The sequence below is a fragment of the Paenibacillus jilunlii genome, from assembly GCF_900102965.1.
Taxonomy (GTDB): domain Bacteria; phylum Bacillota; class Bacilli; order Paenibacillales; family Paenibacillaceae; genus Paenibacillus_AQ; species Paenibacillus_AQ jilunlii.
Window position 1 is genome coordinate 130023 of record NZ_FNGM01000014.1, and the last position, 17419, is coordinate 147441.

Here is a 17419-nt window from a genome sequence, read left to right on the forward strand (position 1 = left end):
CCTGATGGCTGCCGGCACTCGTTCTACTAGCGGCACGACGTCGCAGATGTATCTGCCGATGCACGCGGCATTGGACCCGAAGCAGCGGTTCTCCCATCATGGGAGAACCGCTGCTTGCTGTTTGTGATGGGTTTGTCCGGCGGCGGGGCTAATTCCCTGCTGCCGATGTTGACGCTTACCTATTATTTTAAGGTGCTTCGAGCCTCAACGGTTCAGCTCGATTTCATTCCAATCTTCTTCCTTATGCTCGTCCTGAGGGTGATAGCCGCCACGGCTGACCAGCAGCCACATGGCACCGAACCCCAGAGTTCCGATCAGGGATAGAAAGACGCCGGACAGGTACATGCTCTGCGCACCGAGATACTGGTACAGCCAGCCGCCGAGAACGCCGCCCATAATCCCCGAGATCCCGCTCCAGGTCAGGGTATACAGCGCTTGTCCCGAGGAACGGTAAGGCTTCGGAACGAGCAGCATAGTCAGCCGGGTGCCGACATAGAAGAACCCGCCGAACGTAACGCAATGCAGAATTTGAATAAAGGCAACCTGCAGCGGAGTTGTCGCATCAGCCATCAGCCACCAGCGCAAGACGAATAGTGCGCTGACCAGTGCGAGCCAGCCGAGCAGCACCGGAATGCTGCGTTTCAGGTAACGGTCGCACAGGACAAGAACAGCCACCTCCAGAATCGAGGAGAGAAACACCGCCAGACCGATCATAGTCTTGCTGCCCCCAAGCTCTGTAATGTACAGGGAGACGAAGGTATTGTTCATTGTATTGGGAATCGAAACCAGAATCCCGAAGAAAATAAAGCTCAGAAAAAACGGATGATAAAAAATCTGGCGGAAGCCCTTGAACGGCAGCGGCGCAATGCCGATGGAATGGTCGAGCCTGGGCAGGACAATCAGCGAGATCATGGCTGCACAGAGCAGCGCCGCAAAAAGATAGGAAAGCACGGATACACCGGCCCACTCAATCACAGGTCCAGCCAGGATGGCGGTAAAAGCCCAGCCCAGCGATCCCCACAGCCGGAATGAGCTGAAGCGGTGCTTCGTGCCATCAATGTAGCTCAGAATCATCGTGTTGCTCTCGGCAAACAGCGGACCCTGGAAGAAATAGAAAAACAGTATGGAGACATAAATCATTTCATATGTATTTGCCTGGAATACGACCTGGGATAATACCAGCGTGCCTGTGAGCATCAGCAGGACAATCCGCCGGATATTCTGATACCGGTCAGTCCAGATGCCCCAGAAGGGATTGGCAATAATGGAGACAAGCGCCCCAACCGACATCAAGCTCCCAATCTCTAGCTTGTTCATTCCCACTTCCTGCAGATAAAGGGGAAAGAAGCTGGAGAAGAGAACGACCGTTCCATACAAGAAGAAGTTGAACCACTTCAATGAGGTGAAGGAAAACTGCTTATCAAGGTTCTCCCGCAAAATTGGGCACTCCTTTCCTGCCAAATGCCTTACATTATTCATAGCTGCCCTGAAGAGGCTGCTTCTACCACTGTAACACTTGTTGAAAAGGGATACAAACCAACTTTTGATCAGATTTCCAACTGTTCGTTTTTTTCTGTTACAAGCATAGCTTTCTCTGGGCCGGATGGGGGCTGTCCAGTAAGCAGAGTATTTTGTGCAGAAGCGGCTTTGGCTTTGCTGCCAATCGGCACCGCACACAAAAAGGCAGCAGCGCAGCGTTTCTCTGCCATTGGAGAATCGCTGCGCTGCCGCTGTCCGCAAGTATGGCTGAACAGGCAGGTTCCAGTAAAATAAGGGTTCCTGTGTCGGGAACGGTCGGGAGCGATGCATGGGTTGCCAGCCGCTCCGGCTGCCGGATGACAGCGTTCCCTCCGAACATAGAGTAGCACAGACCTCTGCAAAATCAACAGTCTGTTTTTTTACTATATAGGAAACTATGATTTCTCTTTGTTGTGGATAAAATGTGTATAAAGTTGGGGATAAGTAGGCGCGAATTCAGCGAATTCACTCAAACGGGTGGAAATTAGCCGGATTGTATAGCCTTTTTCCAACTAACACGTACTAAGAAGCGGGGGAGCAGTGCCAGTTGGAAAAAGGGAACTTATTTCTCCCACAAATCAACAATTGTAAGAATTAGGTGGAAAAAGGAAACTTAATTAGGCGATATTACTCCGTTAGGAGCAAAACCGGCAGAATTAGTTAACCTTTTTCCACTTGGCCGGTGGGGTACGGATGTTGCCCGAGCCATTAGTTAACCTTTTTCCACTTGAAATTTCCGAAGAACTCAAAAGGTTCTCCAGGCAACGCTAAACTGAAATCTATTCAGACAAGGACGGCATATCCGGTTTGTTCCTGTTCTGCTGCAAGTGTCTGCTGTTCTCCCGCTGTAAAGTCTGATACGATAACCTCAGAATGCTGTGAATACGGGGAGCCGGGAGGAGAAAAGATGCCACAGTTTACGGGGATTTTGCTGTCTGGGGGATATTCCAGACGTATGGGGCGCGATAAGGCGCTGCTCGACCTTGAGGGCAGACCGGTCATTGCCCGCCTGGCGGATGAGCTGTCCAAGGTGGCCGCAGGTCCGGTCATAGCCTGCGGGGAGCAGGAGCGGGAGGAATACCGGTTTTTGGGGCTGCCCCAAGTGCCGGACCTTTATCCGGGCTGCGGCCCGCTGGCCGGACTTCATGCGGCGCTGCACCAATCACCCACGGAATGGAGTGTGGTGGCTGCCTGTGATCTGCCGTTTGCTTCAGCGGAATTTATGCGGTATATGATGAGTGCGGTTGCGGGACCCAGCCGGGATCTTACACCCGATTATACCGGAGGTGGCCTGCAGATAGACGCTGCGGTTCCAGAGTCCGTCACCGGCCGTGTTCAGCCCCTGCTGGGGCTCTACCATAAACGTGTGCTGCCGGTTCTGGAACAAGCGCTGCACGGGCGGCGGTTCAAAGTCATGGAATGCCTGGACGCTCTGGAGGTGCTCTATATTCCCGAAGCATGCTTCACGGGCGGTCCGTCAGGGCCTTCCCCTTTGTACAACATGAACACACCCGAGGATTATGCAGCGGCTGTGAAGCTGGTTTCCACACCGGCGGATGATTCCTCTGTTTAATTTCAGTTTACATAGCCGGGTTATAGTAGAGTCAAGGCGGCAGGGGACCCCGCAGGTCCCTGACATCGATCCGCCGGAGAAGGGGAACATCCATGAACAATAATCAATCTGGCAAGAAGCAGGGGGCGTCCTTGAAGTCTTTTCTGAAACTGCTGCACGGCACCAAGCCTTCGTATGGGCTCTTGGCGTTTGCTGTTGCGCTTAGCGTGATATCGACCCTGGTGGGTCTTGTGATTCCCATGTTCACCAAGAATCTGGTCGACGGCTTTTCCCTGGCTTCGGTCAGCAAGCTGCAGATTGCCGGGATTGCCGGGGCTTTTATTGCCCAGACCATTGCCGGAGGGGTCTCGATCTACCTGTTGAATTATGTCGGACAGAAGGCTGTTGCGGGACTGCGGGACCGGTTGTGGCGTAAATTTCTCGTACTGCCGGTGGCTTACTACAACGACAACCGCACCGGAGAGAGTGTCAGCCGGATGACGAACGACACAGGAATTATCAAGACTCTGATTTCAGAACATTTAGCGAGTCTGTTCACCGGGGTCATCTCCATCGTCGGCTCCATTGCTGTACTGCTCTATCTGAACTGGCAAATGACGCTGGTGCTGTTCACCGTACTCCCGTTGTCCGCACTGATTCTGGTGCCGCTGGGCCGGCAGATGTACAAAATCTCCAAGGGTACGCAGGACGAAACCGCATCCTTTACCGCTACGCTCAGCGGCGTCTTGTCCGAGATCCGGCTGGTGAAATCCTCCGGCGCAGAACAGAAAGAATATGAAGCCGGGCGCACCGGAATCATGAACCTGTTGTCCTTCGGCATCCGTGAGGGCAAAATCAGCGCCATGATCAGTCCGCTGGTCTCCTTCGTATTCATGATGCTGCTCGTCGTCGTCATCGGCTACGGCGGAATGCAGGTGTCCTCCGGCGCGCTCACGGCCGGGGAATTGGTTGCGTTTATCCTGTATTTGATTCAGATCGTGATGCCGCTGACCCAACTGACCCAGTTCTTCACCCAGATGCAAAAAGCCAAGGGTGCTTCTGAACGGATCATAGAGACCCTTGCGGCCGATGAGGAGATCTATGAAGGGGTCGAGGAAGCCAAGGGAGCGGAAGAACCCATTGTGATCGATAATTTGAGCTTTGGCTACACAATAGGCGACCCGGTGCTCAGCGGGGTAAGCTTCTCCATGCTGCCGGGTCAGGTTACGGCGATTGTCGGACCGAGCGGCGGCGGCAAAACGACGCTCTTCTCGCTGCTGGAACGGTTCTATGAACCGCAGAGCGGGGTGATCAAGCTGGGGGCGAAGCCGATATCCAATTTCTCTCTGCGTTCCTGGCGCAAGCAGATCGGCTACGTTTCTCAGGAAAGCCCGCTGCTCTCCGGCACGATTGCCGACAACCTCGCTTATGGCCTGAACCGGGAGGTTGGCGTGGATGAACTGCGCCGTGCTGCGGCGATGGCCTACGCCGACGGCTTCATCAGCGAGCTTCCGCACGGCTATGATACCGATGTCGGCGAACGCGGGGTGAAGCTGTCCGGCGGACAGCGCCAGCGGATCGCCATTGCCCGGGCGCTGCTGCGTGATCCGAAGATTCTGATGCTCGACGAAGCGACCGCAAGTCTCGACAGCCAGTCGGAGGCAGTGGTACAAAAAGCCTTGTCCAACTTGATGAAGGGACGGACGACGATTGTCATTGCGCACCGGCTGGCGACAGTTGTAAATGCCGATCAGATTATCTTTATGGAGAAGGGCCGGATTACCGGCAGGGGAACACATGCAGAACTGCTGCGGGAGCATGAGCTGTACCGGGAGTTTGCTGAACAGCAGCTGCAATTGAATATACCGGTGCTTCCGGACGGCGGTGAAAAGGAGGGTTCTGCGAAAAATGGCCAAAATCCTGGTAGTGGACGACGATCCGCACATCCGCGAATTGGTGGAAGTCTTTTTGAGAGCTGAAGGGATGGAGGAGGTATACGGTGCTTCCGATGGCATCGAGGCGCTGCGGCTGCTGGAGGACAATGGAGTAGATCTTGCGGTCATTGATGTCATGATGCCGAATATGGATGGCTGGGAGCTGTGCAAGGCGCTGCGCCGGAGCTATGATATTCCGATTCTGATGCTGACGGCCAAAGGCGAAACCTCGCAGATCGTCAAAGGCTTCGAGCTGGGAACCGACGATTATCTGGTCAAACCGTTCGAGCCTCCGGTGCTGATCGCCAGGGTCAAAGCCCTGCTGAAGCGGTACCAGATTTCTGCCGCACAGAGCGTCAATGTCGGCAATTTGCGCATGAACCGCAAAACCTACGAGGTGACCGCGGATCAGGGAAGCATTACACTGCCGCTGAAGGAGTTTGAGCTGCTGTTCAAACTGGCCAGCTATCCAGGGCAGACGCTGACGCGTGACCGGCTGATTGAAGAGATCTGGGGATATGATTTTGAAGGAAATGAACGCACGCTGGATGTGCATGTGGGCCGTTTGCGTGACCGTTTTCCCGCGGAGGACTATGGCTTTGCCATTCGTACGGTCCGTGGTCTGGGCTACCGCCTGGAGGGGGATAAATAGATGAGCAGAAGCAGAGCCGGAGAGATTGTGAGAGCGGTCATGGGGATAATCATGATCATCGCAGGCTTCTATCTTTCCTGGAACGGCGGGTATTTCGGACTAAAGCTGCTGGAGAAGCATTTTAACTGGTCCCTTACACCCTATAGGTTCCAATTGCTGACGATGGTGCTGCAGTTTCTCATTCTAATGCTGCTGGCCGGCATCGCAGGGCTGATCGGACGCCTGAGAGGAGATGAGCGAGCCTTTTATATCCCGATTATTACAGCGATTCGGCAAATTTCCAAGGGGAATTTCAAGGTGGAGCTGGAGAACGACAGGCGCTACGGGCAATTTGGCAGTATTGTCGAAGGCATCAACGAAATGGCCAGCGAGCTGAGCCGGATGGAAACGATGCGCCAGGACTTTATCTCCAATGTCTCGCATGAGATTCAGTCACCTCTTACCTCGATCCGCGGGTTCGCCCGCGCCTTGAGGGATGAAGGGCTGAGTGCAGAGAGTAGGGCTCATTATCTCGACATTATTGAAGCAGAGGGCAGCCGCCTCTCCGGCCTCAGCGACAATCTGCTGAAGCTGTCAGCGCTGGAGGCGGAGAGCTTTCCGTTCGAGCGTACCGCGTACCGGCTGGATAAGCAGCTCCAGGAGATGATTCTGGCCTGTGAGCCGCAGTGGCTGGGCAAGAATATCGACGTCGAGGCTGAGCTAGATGAGGTAACTGTCCAAGCTGTAAAAGACCTGCTGAGCCAGGTATGGACCAACCTGCTGCATAACAGTATCAAATTCACTCCCCAGGGCGGGATGATTACGGTCCGTCTGCGGCCCCTGGATAACCGGGTGGAAGTCGAAATTAAGGATAACGGCATCGGGATTGCCGAGGACGAGCTGCCCCGCATCTTCGAGCGTTTCTATAAGGTGGACAAAGCTAGAAGCACCAGCGGCGGCGGAAGCGGCCTTGGCTTATCTCTGGTCAAAAAAATCGTGGACATCCATGATGGCAGCATAACCATCACAAGCCGCCCCGGAGAGGGGACGGCTTGTGTAGTGGTTTTGCCTATGCAGTCTTAGATAAATCCGCCATTCACGCGCAGCGTCTGGCCGGTGATCCATCCCGACTGTTCTGCGGCGAGGAAGCTGACCACTCCGGCGATATCCTCCGGCTGGCCCAGGCGTCCGAAGGCATTGGACTTCTTCAGCCCCTCAAGCTGTGCTTCGGATTTGCCCTCCAGGAACAGGTCGGTAGCAACAGGTCCGGGAGCAACCGCGTTGATGGTGATGCCTTTGCTGCCGAACTCCTTGGCGAGCTGGCGGGTGAACTGCTCCACGGCACCTTTGGTACCGGCATAAATACTGTAAGCCGGGAACATCTGCCCATTGACCGAAGTGGAGAAGTTGATGATGCGCCCGCCCTGTTCCAGGTGGAAGAAGGCCTGCTGGCAGGAGAAGTAGGTTCCTTTGACGTTAATTGCGAACTGTTTGTCGAACTGTTCCTCGGTGGCTTCTCCAATCAGGCTGTTGATCATAATTCCCGCGTTGTTGACCACAATATCGATTTTTCCGAACAATGCCTTGGTATCCTTATACAGCTGCTCAATCTGTGCAGGCTTACTGATGTCGGCCTGAAGCGCAGCAGCGGTTCCGCCTTGGGCTTGAATGCCCTGGACCACCTCTTCCGCCTGTTTCGGGCTGCTTGAATAGTTAATGACAACCGAAGCTCCCTCTTGCGCTAATCTCTCCGCGACACTCCGACCAATACCTCTCGATGACCCGGTAACTATGGCAACCTTACCTTGCAGGGATTGACTCATCTTATATTCCTCCTGAAATGTTATGGAATTAATGAATTGAAGCGGTAAGCCCCTGTTCCAGAAGCTGCCAGACCTGCTCGAATTCCTGCTCTATGCTGGCACTCCGCCATTCATGGGCATGAGCCGGATGGTGAAATCTGGAGGTGGCATGAAAAAGCGAACGGGCAAGCGAGCTGGTCGCTGCGCTTTGTGCAATCCGCTTCTGTTGAATTCCTCTGTCAATCAGAATGCCCATCTGCTCCATAATCCGCTGGATATGCACCTCAATCAGCTCAGCAGCTTCCATAGTAACGTCCGTGTACATCTTGAACATTTCACTATCCTGTTCGGCATAGTGAAGCTTCAGCTCAATCAGCCGGGCAATATATACCTTTAGCTGCGCCAGCGCATTGTCTGCCGGGGCCTTCACAATCTGTTCCAGCGGGGCAACGATCTGCTCTTCCAGCCAGCGCTCCGTTACCGCCTCCCTCAGAGCCGCTTTGCTGGGAAAATGGCGGTAAAGCGTGCCATGGCTGACACCCAGCAGCTTGGCTACATCGGTTACCGAGGTCTTGTCAGGCCCGAATCGGCGCAGCGTCTGCTCGGCGGCATCCATAATTTCTGTTTTACTCAAAAAGGAGCTTGATTTGCTCACGGGTTCGACCTCCTCTATGTACACAGCATATCACTAAAATAATCAAATGACAAATAATATTATTTGTCATTTGATTAGAGCTTACACAATGCTCAAGAACGATGACCAACAATTCCTGGAGAATGTTCTGTTGGATGGCTGCTTGCAGCGCTTGTTGGAAAAAGGGAACCTATTTCTCCTCGGAATCAACAATCTTGAGATTTAAATGGAAAAAAGAAACTTAATTGGGGGATATACCGCCATCCGGGGCGTGAGGTGCTGGATTAGTTAACCTTTTTCCACTTAGACTGTGGAGTACATGGTGATTGAGCAAATTAGGTAACCTTTTTCCACTTGGTATTGCCTTAGAGTTCGTGAAGGGGCTTCCAGGTCACATTAAACCAGAATCCCAAACGGCTACGCTGTCCAGTGAAGGCCAGCGTAGCCGTTTTGTTCCTTTGAGGATAACTCATATAGTGAATTTAGCCGTAGTTCGGTTCAAGAACCGGGCTGTCGGAGCTTGCGGATCAGCCCGGCCAATATGGGGAGGCCGGTTTCCAGTTCGGTAGGCGAGGCGTAGACGTAGGACAGCCGCAGATGGCGGCTGTCGCCCCGGTCGTACAGATCGCCGGTGTTCAGCAGCAGCCCGGCCTTATGGGCCGCGCGGAAAAGCGTCCGCAGCGGCACCGGCTTGTCCAGGGCCAGCCAGATGTAGAAGCCGCCTGCCGGAACGTTCCATGCAGCCAGTCCGGCAAAATGGCGCTCCAGCAGCGCAAGCGCAGCATCCCGCCGCACCCGCAGCTTGGCCCGCAGGCGCTGCAGATGCTCTTCATGATAGCCGCCCTCCAGCCAACGGGCGGCTGCAAGCTGCGAGAGCGAGCTTGCCCCGTAGTCGGTCTGCATCTTAATGTCAGCCAGCCGCCGCACGACAGGCTCCGGGCCAACGATCCAGCCGATGCGCAGCCCCGGACTGGCGGATTTCGACAGTGTGCCGAGATGCAGCACTCTGCCTTCGCGGTCCAGCGCCTTTAGCGGGAGGGGAGGCGGCGTGTCGAGCCAGAGCTCCTGATAGGCTCCATCCTCCAGGATGGGCAGGCCAAGCCCGCCGGTCACATCCATAAGCTTTTGCCGCCGCTGGGCGTCCATCAGAATTCCCGTCGGATTATGGAAGGACGGGATACTGTACAGCATAGCCGCCTTGGTCCGGCGGGCTTCCCTGGCCAGCCGGTCCGTCAGCAGCCCGTGCTCATCCATGGGCAGGCCGCTGAACTTCACTCCGGCGGATTGGAAGGCATGGATCGAATAGAGATAGGAGGGCTTTTCCAGCAGGATGGTAGAGCCGCGCGGCAAAAGGCCAACCGCTATCAGCTGTAGGCCCTGGAGCGCTCCAGAGGTGATCAGAATCGAGTCCGGATCAGCCTGTATGCCGTTCTTCGCAAGCTCGGAGCTTACCGCACTCCGCAGCCCCGGGCTGCCGAGGGGTTCTTCATAGGAGAGCGGCGGCAGCGTCTTCCGGGAAAGCTCAGCCAGCATACGGGTCATGGCCTCACCGGGCAGCAGCCCGGGCGACGGCTCACCGGTACCAAGACGGATCAGCCCCTGCTCATACTCCAGGCGGTTGATATCCTGCACCGTAGGCAGGTTGGGATAGTGGACGCCCTCTTCGACATATGAATTCCAGCTTCCGGCAGGCTGGATTGGCAATATATCCATCCCTGCGCCGTCACTGGACGAAGGCGCTCGGTCACCGGCCAAAGCCGCCCCGTCACCTGATGAAGCCGTTCGTTCACTGGCCGAAGCTCGGTCACCGGGCGAAACTGCCCCGTCCGCGGTGCTCCGTAAATCGGCCACACGGGTCCCGCCGCCCCGCCTGCCCTCGATGAGTCCCAGCGCCGCCAGCTCGCCCAGCGCCGTCACCACTGTGCTGCGGTTCACACCCAGCTGGCGGCACAGCTCGCGCTGCGGGGCCAGCCGCATTCCGGGCGGCCAAGCGCCACTTCTGATTTTGTCCATATAATGATTGGAAATTTGCCTGTGCAGCGGCAGCGCTGATGCCGGGTCCGGTGTCCATGATCTGCCCGGTGCCTGTTCCTTTTGATGCCGGTTGGTCAAAATGCCAGCTCCTTTGTGAAGGTCTTTTGTTAAGAACAGCGAGGCCGGTTCTGGCAGGAGTTCTTTTATCTGGAGTATACCACCTTTGGCCTGGACTCATTAGTTTGGTTGGGAGGTACTTGGAGAATTTGGCTGGTTACGAACTCTGCCATCGCGGTGTACGATCAATCCTGCGGAGGAAAATGGCAGTGAATACCGCGTTCAAAAATAGTCCCGCTGTTCACCAACTTTAATCATCCACAAGCAGACTGAGAGGAGCAGACTAATGCTGGAAGCTATTGTGCATGGAATCCTATTAGCCTTTGGGCTGATTTTGCCGCTGGGCGTACAGAATATATTTGTTTTTAACCAAGGGGCGCTTCAGCCCCGGTTCCGCAGAGTGGTGCCTGTAGTTCTTACGGCGGCTGTATGTGATACGCTGCTGATTGCCGCGGCCGTCGGTGGAATTTCGCTCGTTCTGCTCTCCGTGGAATGGGTTACGCCCATCGTGTACGGTGCGGGAATCCTATTTCTGTGTATCATGGGCTGGAAAATCTGGAACGCAGCGCCGGGAGAGGGGGACGGGGAGGTACGGGTACTCTCGCTAAAAGGCCAGGTGGGCTATGCCCTTTCTGTATCTCTGCTGAACCCGCATGCGCTGTTGGATACGGTGGGTGTCATCGGCACCAATTCCCTGCAGTATACCGGTGCTGAACGCTGGGCGTTTGCGGCAGCCGCGGCGGGGGTCTCCTGGATGTGGTTTGTGAGCCTTGCGGCAGCCGGCCGGGTGCTGGGCAGATTGGATTCCTCCGGCAGGGTGATCCGGCTGCTGAACACAGTTTCAGCACTGTTGATTTGGGCCATTGCGGTGTACATGGGAGTACAGCTCTGGCGGTCATTTTGACGTGTATCTCCTTGTTTCATAAGGAAATGGCAACCCTATTGCCTAAATTTTAAAATATTTTGCTGTGTTCACTTTTTAGACTAATCTGGTATATTGACCATTGGAATATTATCACATAGGATTACAGTTATACAGACAAAAACCTATTTTTTGGGATTTCGAAAGGAGGTGTATCCTTGGAGTCTACAGCCACGATTCGAGATCAGCTAGCGGACTATTTATCTGAGCAGAGCTTGTCCATTAATCAGTTCGCAGACAGATGCGGCATTAATTCCGGGACACTCAGCCGGATTGTAAAAGGCAATCAGCCGATAGCCATGAGTCACCTGGAGTTGATGACCAAAGGGATGGGGGAGGTGGAAGATCACTTTTTCAGCTTGTATGTAGATGAATGCTTCTATTATTCGGCACCCACCTGGCGGCGGCTGCGGCCGTTTATGATCCGCTGTGCTGAGCTTGGGCGTATGGATTGTATCGAACGCATGGTGCAAATTCTGCTCGACAATCTGAACAATGTCCCTACGCTGTTTGAGGTGGCTGAAGGATTATTCGGGCAAGGGCAGTGGCAGGCGGCAGCATTGTTATATAAGAATGTGAGCGCCAGCGAGAAATACCAGTATTCCGAACGTCTTGCCGTGTGCCAGTACCGCTTATTCCGTATTGCGCTTGGTGACGACCAGAGCGAGAACCTGCGGGCGGCGACGCTGTTCGAACCTTATGTGCCCCGGTTGGATGAGGCGGATCAGTTGGATGCTTTGAAGCATTTAATGAATGTTTATTATTCACTGCAACAGTGGGGCAAGATGGAGGAGTTAGCTCAAGAATTACTAAGGCTTGCTAAGATCAGATACGATCTTCAGTATAATTCAGAAGGTAGATTCAAAGAGGAAAAAAAACCTGAAAAGCCGTTATGCCTTTATATACTATATGCGCACCTTATGCGATCGATTGTGTACGAGGAATGTGGGGATTACAATTCGGCTTTAGATCTTGTACCCATTTATACGGATGGAAGTTGGATACAAGAAGAAAACGAGGAAGTGAAACGAACCTTAGCCCAATTTCAAGAATGGGGAAGGGCTAATACTTATTTATATCGCTTGTTGAGTGGGCAATTGGAAGTCTTGCCTGATTATGTTGATTATATTTCCACTAGGAAAGGCGAAATATTTACAGCTCTCTTTAATGTTATTAAATCAGCCAATCGATATTCTTGGAACGTCGATCACATTTTGGAGCGTTTTTCTGCCTATATCCCTTACCGGGTTCATCAAACTGAGTTTGGCGAGTACAGTCAGCAAGTAATAGCAAACCAGTATGCTAGTTTCCTTGCTGAGTTAGCAGAATATTATTTGCACAGTCAACGAAAAGAAGGAATTTACTATATACTACATAGTTTGAAGTATTCAACTAAGATAAATAATGAGGCTATTGTCATCAGATGTGTCGACCTATTTGAACGATATCGGCACATAGCAGCAGAAGCAGAGAAGGCTCAATATAAACTTTTGATAAGAGAGGTGCAAAATTTGTATGGTAAAAAAAATCATATTGCTGTTAGCTTCATGTAGCTTAGCTGTTTTAATTATTTTGCCTAATGGTACTGTTAAAACTGTAGAAGCAGACACTTCCCAATTGCTCATTCAACCGATGGGACATGGTGGTGGCGGAGCTTAAAGTCCAGAAATTCTAAAAGCAAAATTTAAAATTGCTACCTGGATCAATTAAGAAAAATCTTCTTTATATATTGAGTCGCTAATACTGCTATATCTTGTTTCTGTTTTCATCATAAAAATACATTAACAAATAATTTATCAATGACGTTCCTGTTAACAGGGGCGTCTTTTTTATAGTAGCCCCTTTGCGACTCCTTTACCACGGTAAATTATTAAGGCGATGCAACCATGTTATAACTTTATAATTTTACATAATTATCTAAAATATTGAATGAGGAAGCGAAACTGATATGAATAATACTGTATTCATTAGAATTCGCATTATTCGGGCAAGACGCAAGCTTCACCAGATGCAAATGCAGTATAGTGGTTTCAGCCACCTAAGGGCTTCGGCAATCTGTAGAACTGCACAAATTGCTGAACAATTACAGTAATATTCATATGCAACAGAGACGCCCGCCTGCTTAAGTGGGATTTTTCACTATGTAAGAAATAGGATTTCAAATAAAAGATATTCTGTCCTGATTATAAGTACGAATAAAGGTGGTATGGACTTGGAGCATTCAGTCACAATTCGCGATGAGATATGGGCTTACTTTGCACAAGAGGATCTGTCGATTAACAGGTTTGCTGCTCTCAGCGGTATTCATTCCGGAACACTCAGCCGAATCATGAAAGGCCGGCAGGCGATGGCTATGAGCCACTTGGAACGGATCACCCAGACTATGGGGCTGGCAGAGGACTATTTTTACAGTAAATATGTAAATGAATGTCTGTATGATTCGGCACCAACTTGGCGGCGGTTGCGGCCGTTTATTCTGCGTTCTGCGCAGCTTAAGCGTCTGGACTGCATTGAGCAACTGGTCAATAGTCTGCTGGACAACTTGGTCTATGCGCCACTGTTGTTTGATCTGGCGGAAGAGTTATTCCAGCAGGATAAGCATCAGGCTGCTGCAATCATATATAAGAATGTGGCTGCCAGCGAAAAGTATCAGCATTCGGAGCGGCTGGCGCTTTGCCAATATCGTTTGTTTGTCATGGCTTTGGGGGATGACCCTCAACAGAACTTGATAGAGGCTACGTTATTTGAGTACTATGTAAATCGGCTGGACGAGGCCCATCAGTTGGATGCCATAAAGAAATTGGTACATGTATATTATTCACTACATCATTGGGAGAAGGCAGAAGAACTGACACAGGAATTGCACCGACTCGCTTCTATTCAATATAATTTACGCAGTCGGGCGAACCACAAGCATAACAACACCACAGCATTAGAAAGGCCGTTATATTTTTATATTCTATACGCACAACTTATGCGTTCATGTACCTATGAGGAACGTGGGGATTACAAGACTGCTCTGGAAATTGTGCCACTCTACACAGATGGAAGCTGGATACAGGAGGAGGGTGAGGAGGTAAATCGAATTGTAGCCCAATTTAAAGAGTGGGGGACGGCCAATACTTATTTAAATCGCTTGATGGATGGACAAAAAGAGGTGTTGGACGAGTATGTCGATTTCGTCTCGAAAAGGGAAAATGAGATTTTTACAGCCTTGTATAAGATTGTAGAGACAGCTAACCGCTATCATTGGGATGTGGACCACATTTTGAAGCGCTTTTCATCATATATTCCTTATCGTAGATACTCAGGTATATTTACTAAACGCGATAAACATGTCACCGATGATCACCACGCCCGGTTCCGCAGCGAACTGGCTACCTATTACTTAGCCCGCAGACGCTTTGGGGCCAAAGAAATCGCCATGAGAAGCGTAGATCTTTCTGCTGAAGTCGATCATGACCGCAACGTGATTAAAGGTACGATATCGGTGGATTTTGAGATCAATATAGCAAGCACCTAGGGGACTTAATGCCAAGTGAGCTGAAGGCAGCTTAATGCGGACAGGAGAAGCGTTATTTTGCAAAAACAGGTCACTTTTATGGCTATGCGGACTCAGAATCCGTTAAATGGTCTACCGTGCATGAATTTGGGCTATTTTTCTTGAAATAGGGTCTTCTGAGTCCGCATCACGGTAAAATAAGCCTCATTTCGCAAAATGAGGTCTTCTGAGTCCGGAATGTGCGGGGGCAAGCAATTTAGATGTCGTGCAGCGTACAAGTGAGCAACCCGGGCTGAGTATAATTGTGTTACATCCAAATAAACGGCAGTGCGATCCGATAAGGATGGCCCTGCCGTTTATTTAAAAATATAAGGATTTATAGGTTTTCGTGACCGCCTACCCCCCGATTTGCGACATGCGCCGCACGGTCGGGGTATTACTCTGCGCCTTACGCTCCAAGGCGAGCGCCATTTCGTGGTTATGCGGCTTGTTGCCCAAGGCTTTGCGGAATAAGGCCTGCACGGCTGCGGGATCGCTGGTCAGAGGACGCACATTGTATTCATCCGCCCAGTAGAGGCAGGCCTTGATATGCCCGTCTGCCGTAAGGCGCAGCCGGTTGCAGTTGTCGCAGAAATGCTCGCTGACGGGATGGATCAGCCCGAAGGTTCCGCGCGCACCGACCACCCGCCGGTTCTGTGAAGGGCCGTTGCCGGACGGCATGTCTGCCTCTTCCGTGGCCCAGCCTGCTTCATGGCAGGCTTCAACTACGGTTTCCAGCGGCAGATACGTCTGGCGCCAGGCGTCGCTTGCGCTGCCAATGGGCATATATTCAATGAACCGCACATTCAGCGGGCTGTTCAGGGTCAGCGAGATGAAGTCCTTGATCTCATCATCGTTGATGCCCTTCATGAGCACTACATTGAGCTTGATCGGCGAGAGGCCCGCCGCCTCAGCGGCTTCAATCCCCTTCAGCACTTTGGCGACTTCCCCGCCGCGGGTGATCATGGCAAAACGGTCCTGGCGCAGGGAATCCAGGCTGATGTTCACCCGTGACAGGCCCGCTTGCTTGAGCAGGGCGGCTTTGGCGGGAAGCATCAGGCCGTTGGTGGTAAGGGAGATATCCTCAATGCCCGGGATGGCGGCAATCATGGAGACAAGCTTGTCCAAATCCTTGCGTACCAGGGGCTCGCCTCCGGTCAGACGGATTTTGCTCAGCCCCAGAGGGGCGAGCGCCTCCACAACAGCGGTAATTTCTTCATAGCTCATAATCTCGTCCTGAGGCTGGAATTGCATTCCTTCCGCAGGCATACAATAAATGCAGCGCAGGTTGCAGCGGTCTGTAACCGATATGCGCATGTAATCATGCAGTCGTCCAAAAGGGTCCGTCAAGGGTTCCATGTTGTGCTCCCTTCACCATGTATTTTTATTTTAAATTTTAAAGATTGTTGACAGCCGCGTCAATGCGCATAGTTGTGGCAGTGTGCACTTAATGAAATGGAAAGGGGGTGAACACAGGCTGTAACGGATAGAAACAAGACAACCTAAATAATATGTGATGAAAACGAAATGGCAAAGGCCAATTATGACAGAAGTGCGACAATTTCGGGGAATGGTCATAGAATGCTCACCGAAAGCGCTTCACATTTCCGATATAATCTAGGTGCGGAAGTATTATCAGTTTATATTCCACTCACTTTTGCGAAGAGCACAGCTTTGATTAGACCGGATAACGCCCGCCTTGCAAGAGACAAGCGATAAGCGCCCGGCAAACCAATAGGGAGGATTTGCAAAATGACTATACCTACTGTTCCATCGCTCGTCGTGCCGGAGGCATTCAGCCGTTGGTTGGATAGCCGGGGATTAATATATCAATTATTAGTGGATTTTTATGGGCGCAAGCCTAGTCTGTCGCTGGTCGCCCAGTGGATTCGCAACCGCCAGCTTGGTGTCGCAGCGGAGATGACGGAAGGCGGACGTGAGCTGAAACGGTACCTTTGCAGCCAGGAGCCTTCAGCGCTCCCGCAGATCTGCGAGCGGGAGAACCGTGAATACATGCGCCTGATGAATGAGCGTGCAGCCAGCACTATTGTGGCACGTGAAGCAGCCGAGCTGGGCCGTGAGGAAGAATTCTGCAACGTGCTCTCCGATGTGTATGCTTCGGCGGGAATTGTCTTCAAGAAATGCGGCGGTGAAGCCGATGATCATATTTCCATAGAGCTGGAATTCATGGCAGTAATGCATGAGCGGATGCTGTACAACAGCTTCTCCATCCGCAGTGCGATGGAACTGCTGGAGATTCAGGAGCGTTTCCTGGAAGAGCATCTGCTGAAATGGACACCGCAGTTCTGCGAGCGGCTGAATGCCGCAACGGATAGTCCGCTCTATCTTGGACTCAGCCATATGCTGGAGGAATTCCTGCCGCAGGATCTGCAGATGCTGCGCGCCTGGAAGACTTCGCTGGAGAGCAGCGCGGCTACAATGGCCTAAAGGGAGCTGGGCTGGGAATTATCTAGCGTGAGCGATTGAAATACAGGATCAGCATGTTATAATAGAGCCAGAACAAGCGTAAAATAAAGAGAACCGTGCGCTAACACGGTTCCCCGGTGCAACAGCCGCTTTTAAGGGCGGTGGCTTTCGGAAAAATAGTCAAGAGATAGACCGTTTCCTTTGGACAGGGCGGTCTATTTCTTTTTGAGGTAGTTAAGCAGTGCTATGATGAACATGCCGAACATGAACATCAGGGACAACGCCTGATAGACCTCCATGGCCTCACCTCCCTTCAGGGAGCTTAGCCGACCGCCCATATAAGCCTTTCCATTGCTTGTGTGATTAT

At 52.2% G+C, this 17419-nt stretch carries 15 protein-coding genes; 9 read left to right on the forward strand and 6 right to left on the reverse strand.

Annotated features, from left to right (window positions below; all coding sequences use genetic code 11):
- Positions 1-204: 204 nt before the first annotated feature.
- Complete coding sequence (locus BLQ82_RS22165; protein WP_062521160.1) at positions 205-1437, reverse strand: MFS transporter; 1233 nt, start codon at positions 1435-1437, stop codon at positions 205-207.
- 194 nt (positions 1438-1631) lie between these two features.
- Here BLQ82_RS22165 and BLQ82_RS22170 point away from each other — a divergent pair, with 194 nt between their 5' ends.
- From BLQ82_RS22170 to BLQ82_RS22190, 5 genes are all read left to right on the forward strand, one after another.
- Positions 1632-1865, forward strand: coding sequence for a hypothetical protein (locus BLQ82_RS22170; protein ID WP_062521162.1), 234 nt, complete (start codon positions 1632-1634; stop codon positions 1863-1865).
- A 560-nt stretch (positions 1866-2425) separates the two neighbouring features.
- On the forward strand, positions 2426-3091 hold the full coding sequence (gene mobA / locus BLQ82_RS22175; protein WP_062521164.1) for a molybdenum cofactor guanylyltransferase: 666 nt from the start codon (positions 2426-2428) through the stop codon (positions 3089-3091).
- Between the two features lie 92 nt (positions 3092-3183).
- Complete coding sequence (locus BLQ82_RS22180) at positions 3184-5049, forward strand: ABC transporter ATP-binding protein (RefSeq protein ID WP_062521166.1); 1866 nt, start codon at positions 3184-3186, stop codon at positions 5047-5049.
- On the forward strand, positions 4979-5656 hold the full coding sequence (locus tag BLQ82_RS22185) for a response regulator transcription factor (RefSeq protein WP_062521167.1): 678 nt from the start codon (positions 4979-4981) through the stop codon (positions 5654-5656). Before BLQ82_RS22180 ends, BLQ82_RS22185 begins: the two co-directional genes overlap by 71 nt.
- On the forward strand, positions 5657-6718 hold the full coding sequence (locus BLQ82_RS22190; protein WP_062521169.1) for a sensor histidine kinase: 1062 nt from the start codon (positions 5657-5659) through the stop codon (positions 6716-6718). It abuts the gene before it with no gap.
- On the opposite strand, the gene BLQ82_RS22195 is transcribed toward BLQ82_RS22190, so the two are convergent.
- From BLQ82_RS22195 to BLQ82_RS22205, 3 genes are all read right to left on the reverse strand, one after another.
- Complete coding sequence (locus BLQ82_RS22195; protein ID WP_062521171.1) at positions 6715-7458, reverse strand: SDR family oxidoreductase; 744 nt, start codon at positions 7456-7458, stop codon at positions 6715-6717. The two genes, BLQ82_RS22190 and BLQ82_RS22195, sit on opposite strands and share 4 nt — an antisense overlap.
- A 28-nt stretch (positions 7459-7486) precedes the next feature.
- Positions 7487-8092, reverse strand: coding sequence for a TetR/AcrR family transcriptional regulator (locus BLQ82_RS22200; protein WP_062521172.1), 606 nt, complete (start codon positions 8090-8092; stop codon positions 7487-7489).
- A 477-nt stretch (positions 8093-8569) separates the two neighbouring features.
- The gene (locus BLQ82_RS22205) at positions 8570-10183 is read right to left on the reverse strand and encodes an aminotransferase-like domain-containing protein (protein WP_062521174.1); all 1614 of its coding nucleotides are present in this window, start codon (positions 10181-10183) and stop codon (positions 8570-8572) included.
- A 265-nt stretch (positions 10184-10448) separates the two neighbouring features.
- On the opposite strand from BLQ82_RS22205, the gene BLQ82_RS22210 reads away from it, so the two are divergent.
- The 3 genes from BLQ82_RS22210 (at position 10449) to BLQ82_RS22220 (ending at position 14607) form a co-directional block, all read left to right on the forward strand.
- The gene (locus BLQ82_RS22210; protein ID WP_062521176.1) at positions 10449-11066 is read left to right on the forward strand and encodes a LysE/ArgO family amino acid transporter; all 618 of its coding nucleotides are present in this window, start codon (positions 10449-10451) and stop codon (positions 11064-11066) included.
- 176 nt (positions 11067-11242) lie between these two features.
- Positions 11243-12637 (forward strand): helix-turn-helix domain-containing protein, encoded by a 1395-nt coding sequence (locus BLQ82_RS22215; protein ID WP_208810729.1) that lies wholly within the window; start codon positions 11243-11245, stop codon positions 12635-12637.
- A 659-nt stretch (positions 12638-13296) separates the two neighbouring features.
- A complete protein-coding gene (locus BLQ82_RS22220) occupies positions 13297-14607 on the forward strand; it encodes a helix-turn-helix domain-containing protein (RefSeq protein ID WP_062521178.1) in 1311 nt (436 codons plus the stop codon).
- Positions 14608-14982: 375 nt separating this feature from the next.
- Here the strand turns inward: BLQ82_RS22220 and moaA are convergent, their stop codons facing one another.
- Positions 14983-15984 carry a GTP 3',8-cyclase MoaA gene (gene moaA, locus BLQ82_RS22225; protein ID WP_062521180.1) on the reverse strand — a complete coding sequence of 334 codons (1002 nt, stop codon included), beginning with the start codon at positions 15982-15984 and terminating at the stop codon, positions 14983-14985.
- 393 nt (positions 15985-16377) lie between these two features.
- Between moaA and BLQ82_RS22230 the strand changes: the two genes are divergently transcribed.
- Positions 16378-17073: a TorD/DmsD family molecular chaperone gene (locus tag BLQ82_RS22230; RefSeq protein ID WP_039838475.1), complete on the forward strand. Its 696-nt coding sequence runs from the start codon at positions 16378-16380 to the stop codon at positions 17071-17073.
- Between the two features lie 194 nt (positions 17074-17267).
- Here the strand turns inward: BLQ82_RS22230 and BLQ82_RS32765 are convergent, their stop codons facing one another.
- Positions 17268-17390 carry a putative holin-like toxin gene (locus BLQ82_RS32765; RefSeq protein ID WP_233476278.1) on the reverse strand — a complete coding sequence of 41 codons (123 nt, stop codon included), beginning with the start codon at positions 17388-17390 and terminating at the stop codon, positions 17268-17270.
- Positions 17391-17419 lie beyond the last annotated feature (29 nt).

Excerpts from the sequence above, each read along its gene's own strand:
- BLQ82_RS22190 (WP_062521169.1), top strand. The coding sequence starts at position 5,657 with ATGAGCAGAAGCAGAGCCGGAGAGATTGTGAGAGCGGTCATGGGGATA.
- BLQ82_RS32765 (WP_233476278.1), bottom strand. The coding sequence starts at position 17,390 with ATGGGCGGTCGGCTAAGCTCCCTGAAGGGAGGTGAGGCCATGGAGGTC.
- BLQ82_RS22210 (WP_062521176.1), top strand. The coding sequence starts at position 10,449 with ATGCTGGAAGCTATTGTGCATGGAATCCTATTAGCCTTTGGGCTGATT.
- BLQ82_RS22195 (WP_062521171.1), bottom strand. The coding sequence starts at position 7,458 with ATGAGTCAATCCCTGCAAGGTAAGGTTGCCATAGTTACCGGGTCATCG.
- BLQ82_RS22185 (WP_062521167.1), top strand. The coding sequence starts at position 4,979 with ATGGCCAAAATCCTGGTAGTGGACGACGATCCGCACATCCGCGAATTG.
- BLQ82_RS22180 (WP_062521166.1), top strand. The coding sequence starts at position 3,184 with ATGAACAATAATCAATCTGGCAAGAAGCAGGGGGCGTCCTTGAAGTCT.
- BLQ82_RS22230 (WP_039838475.1), top strand. The coding sequence starts at position 16,378 with ATGACTATACCTACTGTTCCATCGCTCGTCGTGCCGGAGGCATTCAGC.
- moaA (WP_062521180.1), bottom strand. The coding sequence starts at position 15,984 with ATGGAACCCTTGACGGACCCTTTTGGACGACTGCATGATTACATGCGC.
- mobA (WP_062521164.1), top strand. The coding sequence starts at position 2,426 with ATGCCACAGTTTACGGGGATTTTGCTGTCTGGGGGATATTCCAGACGT.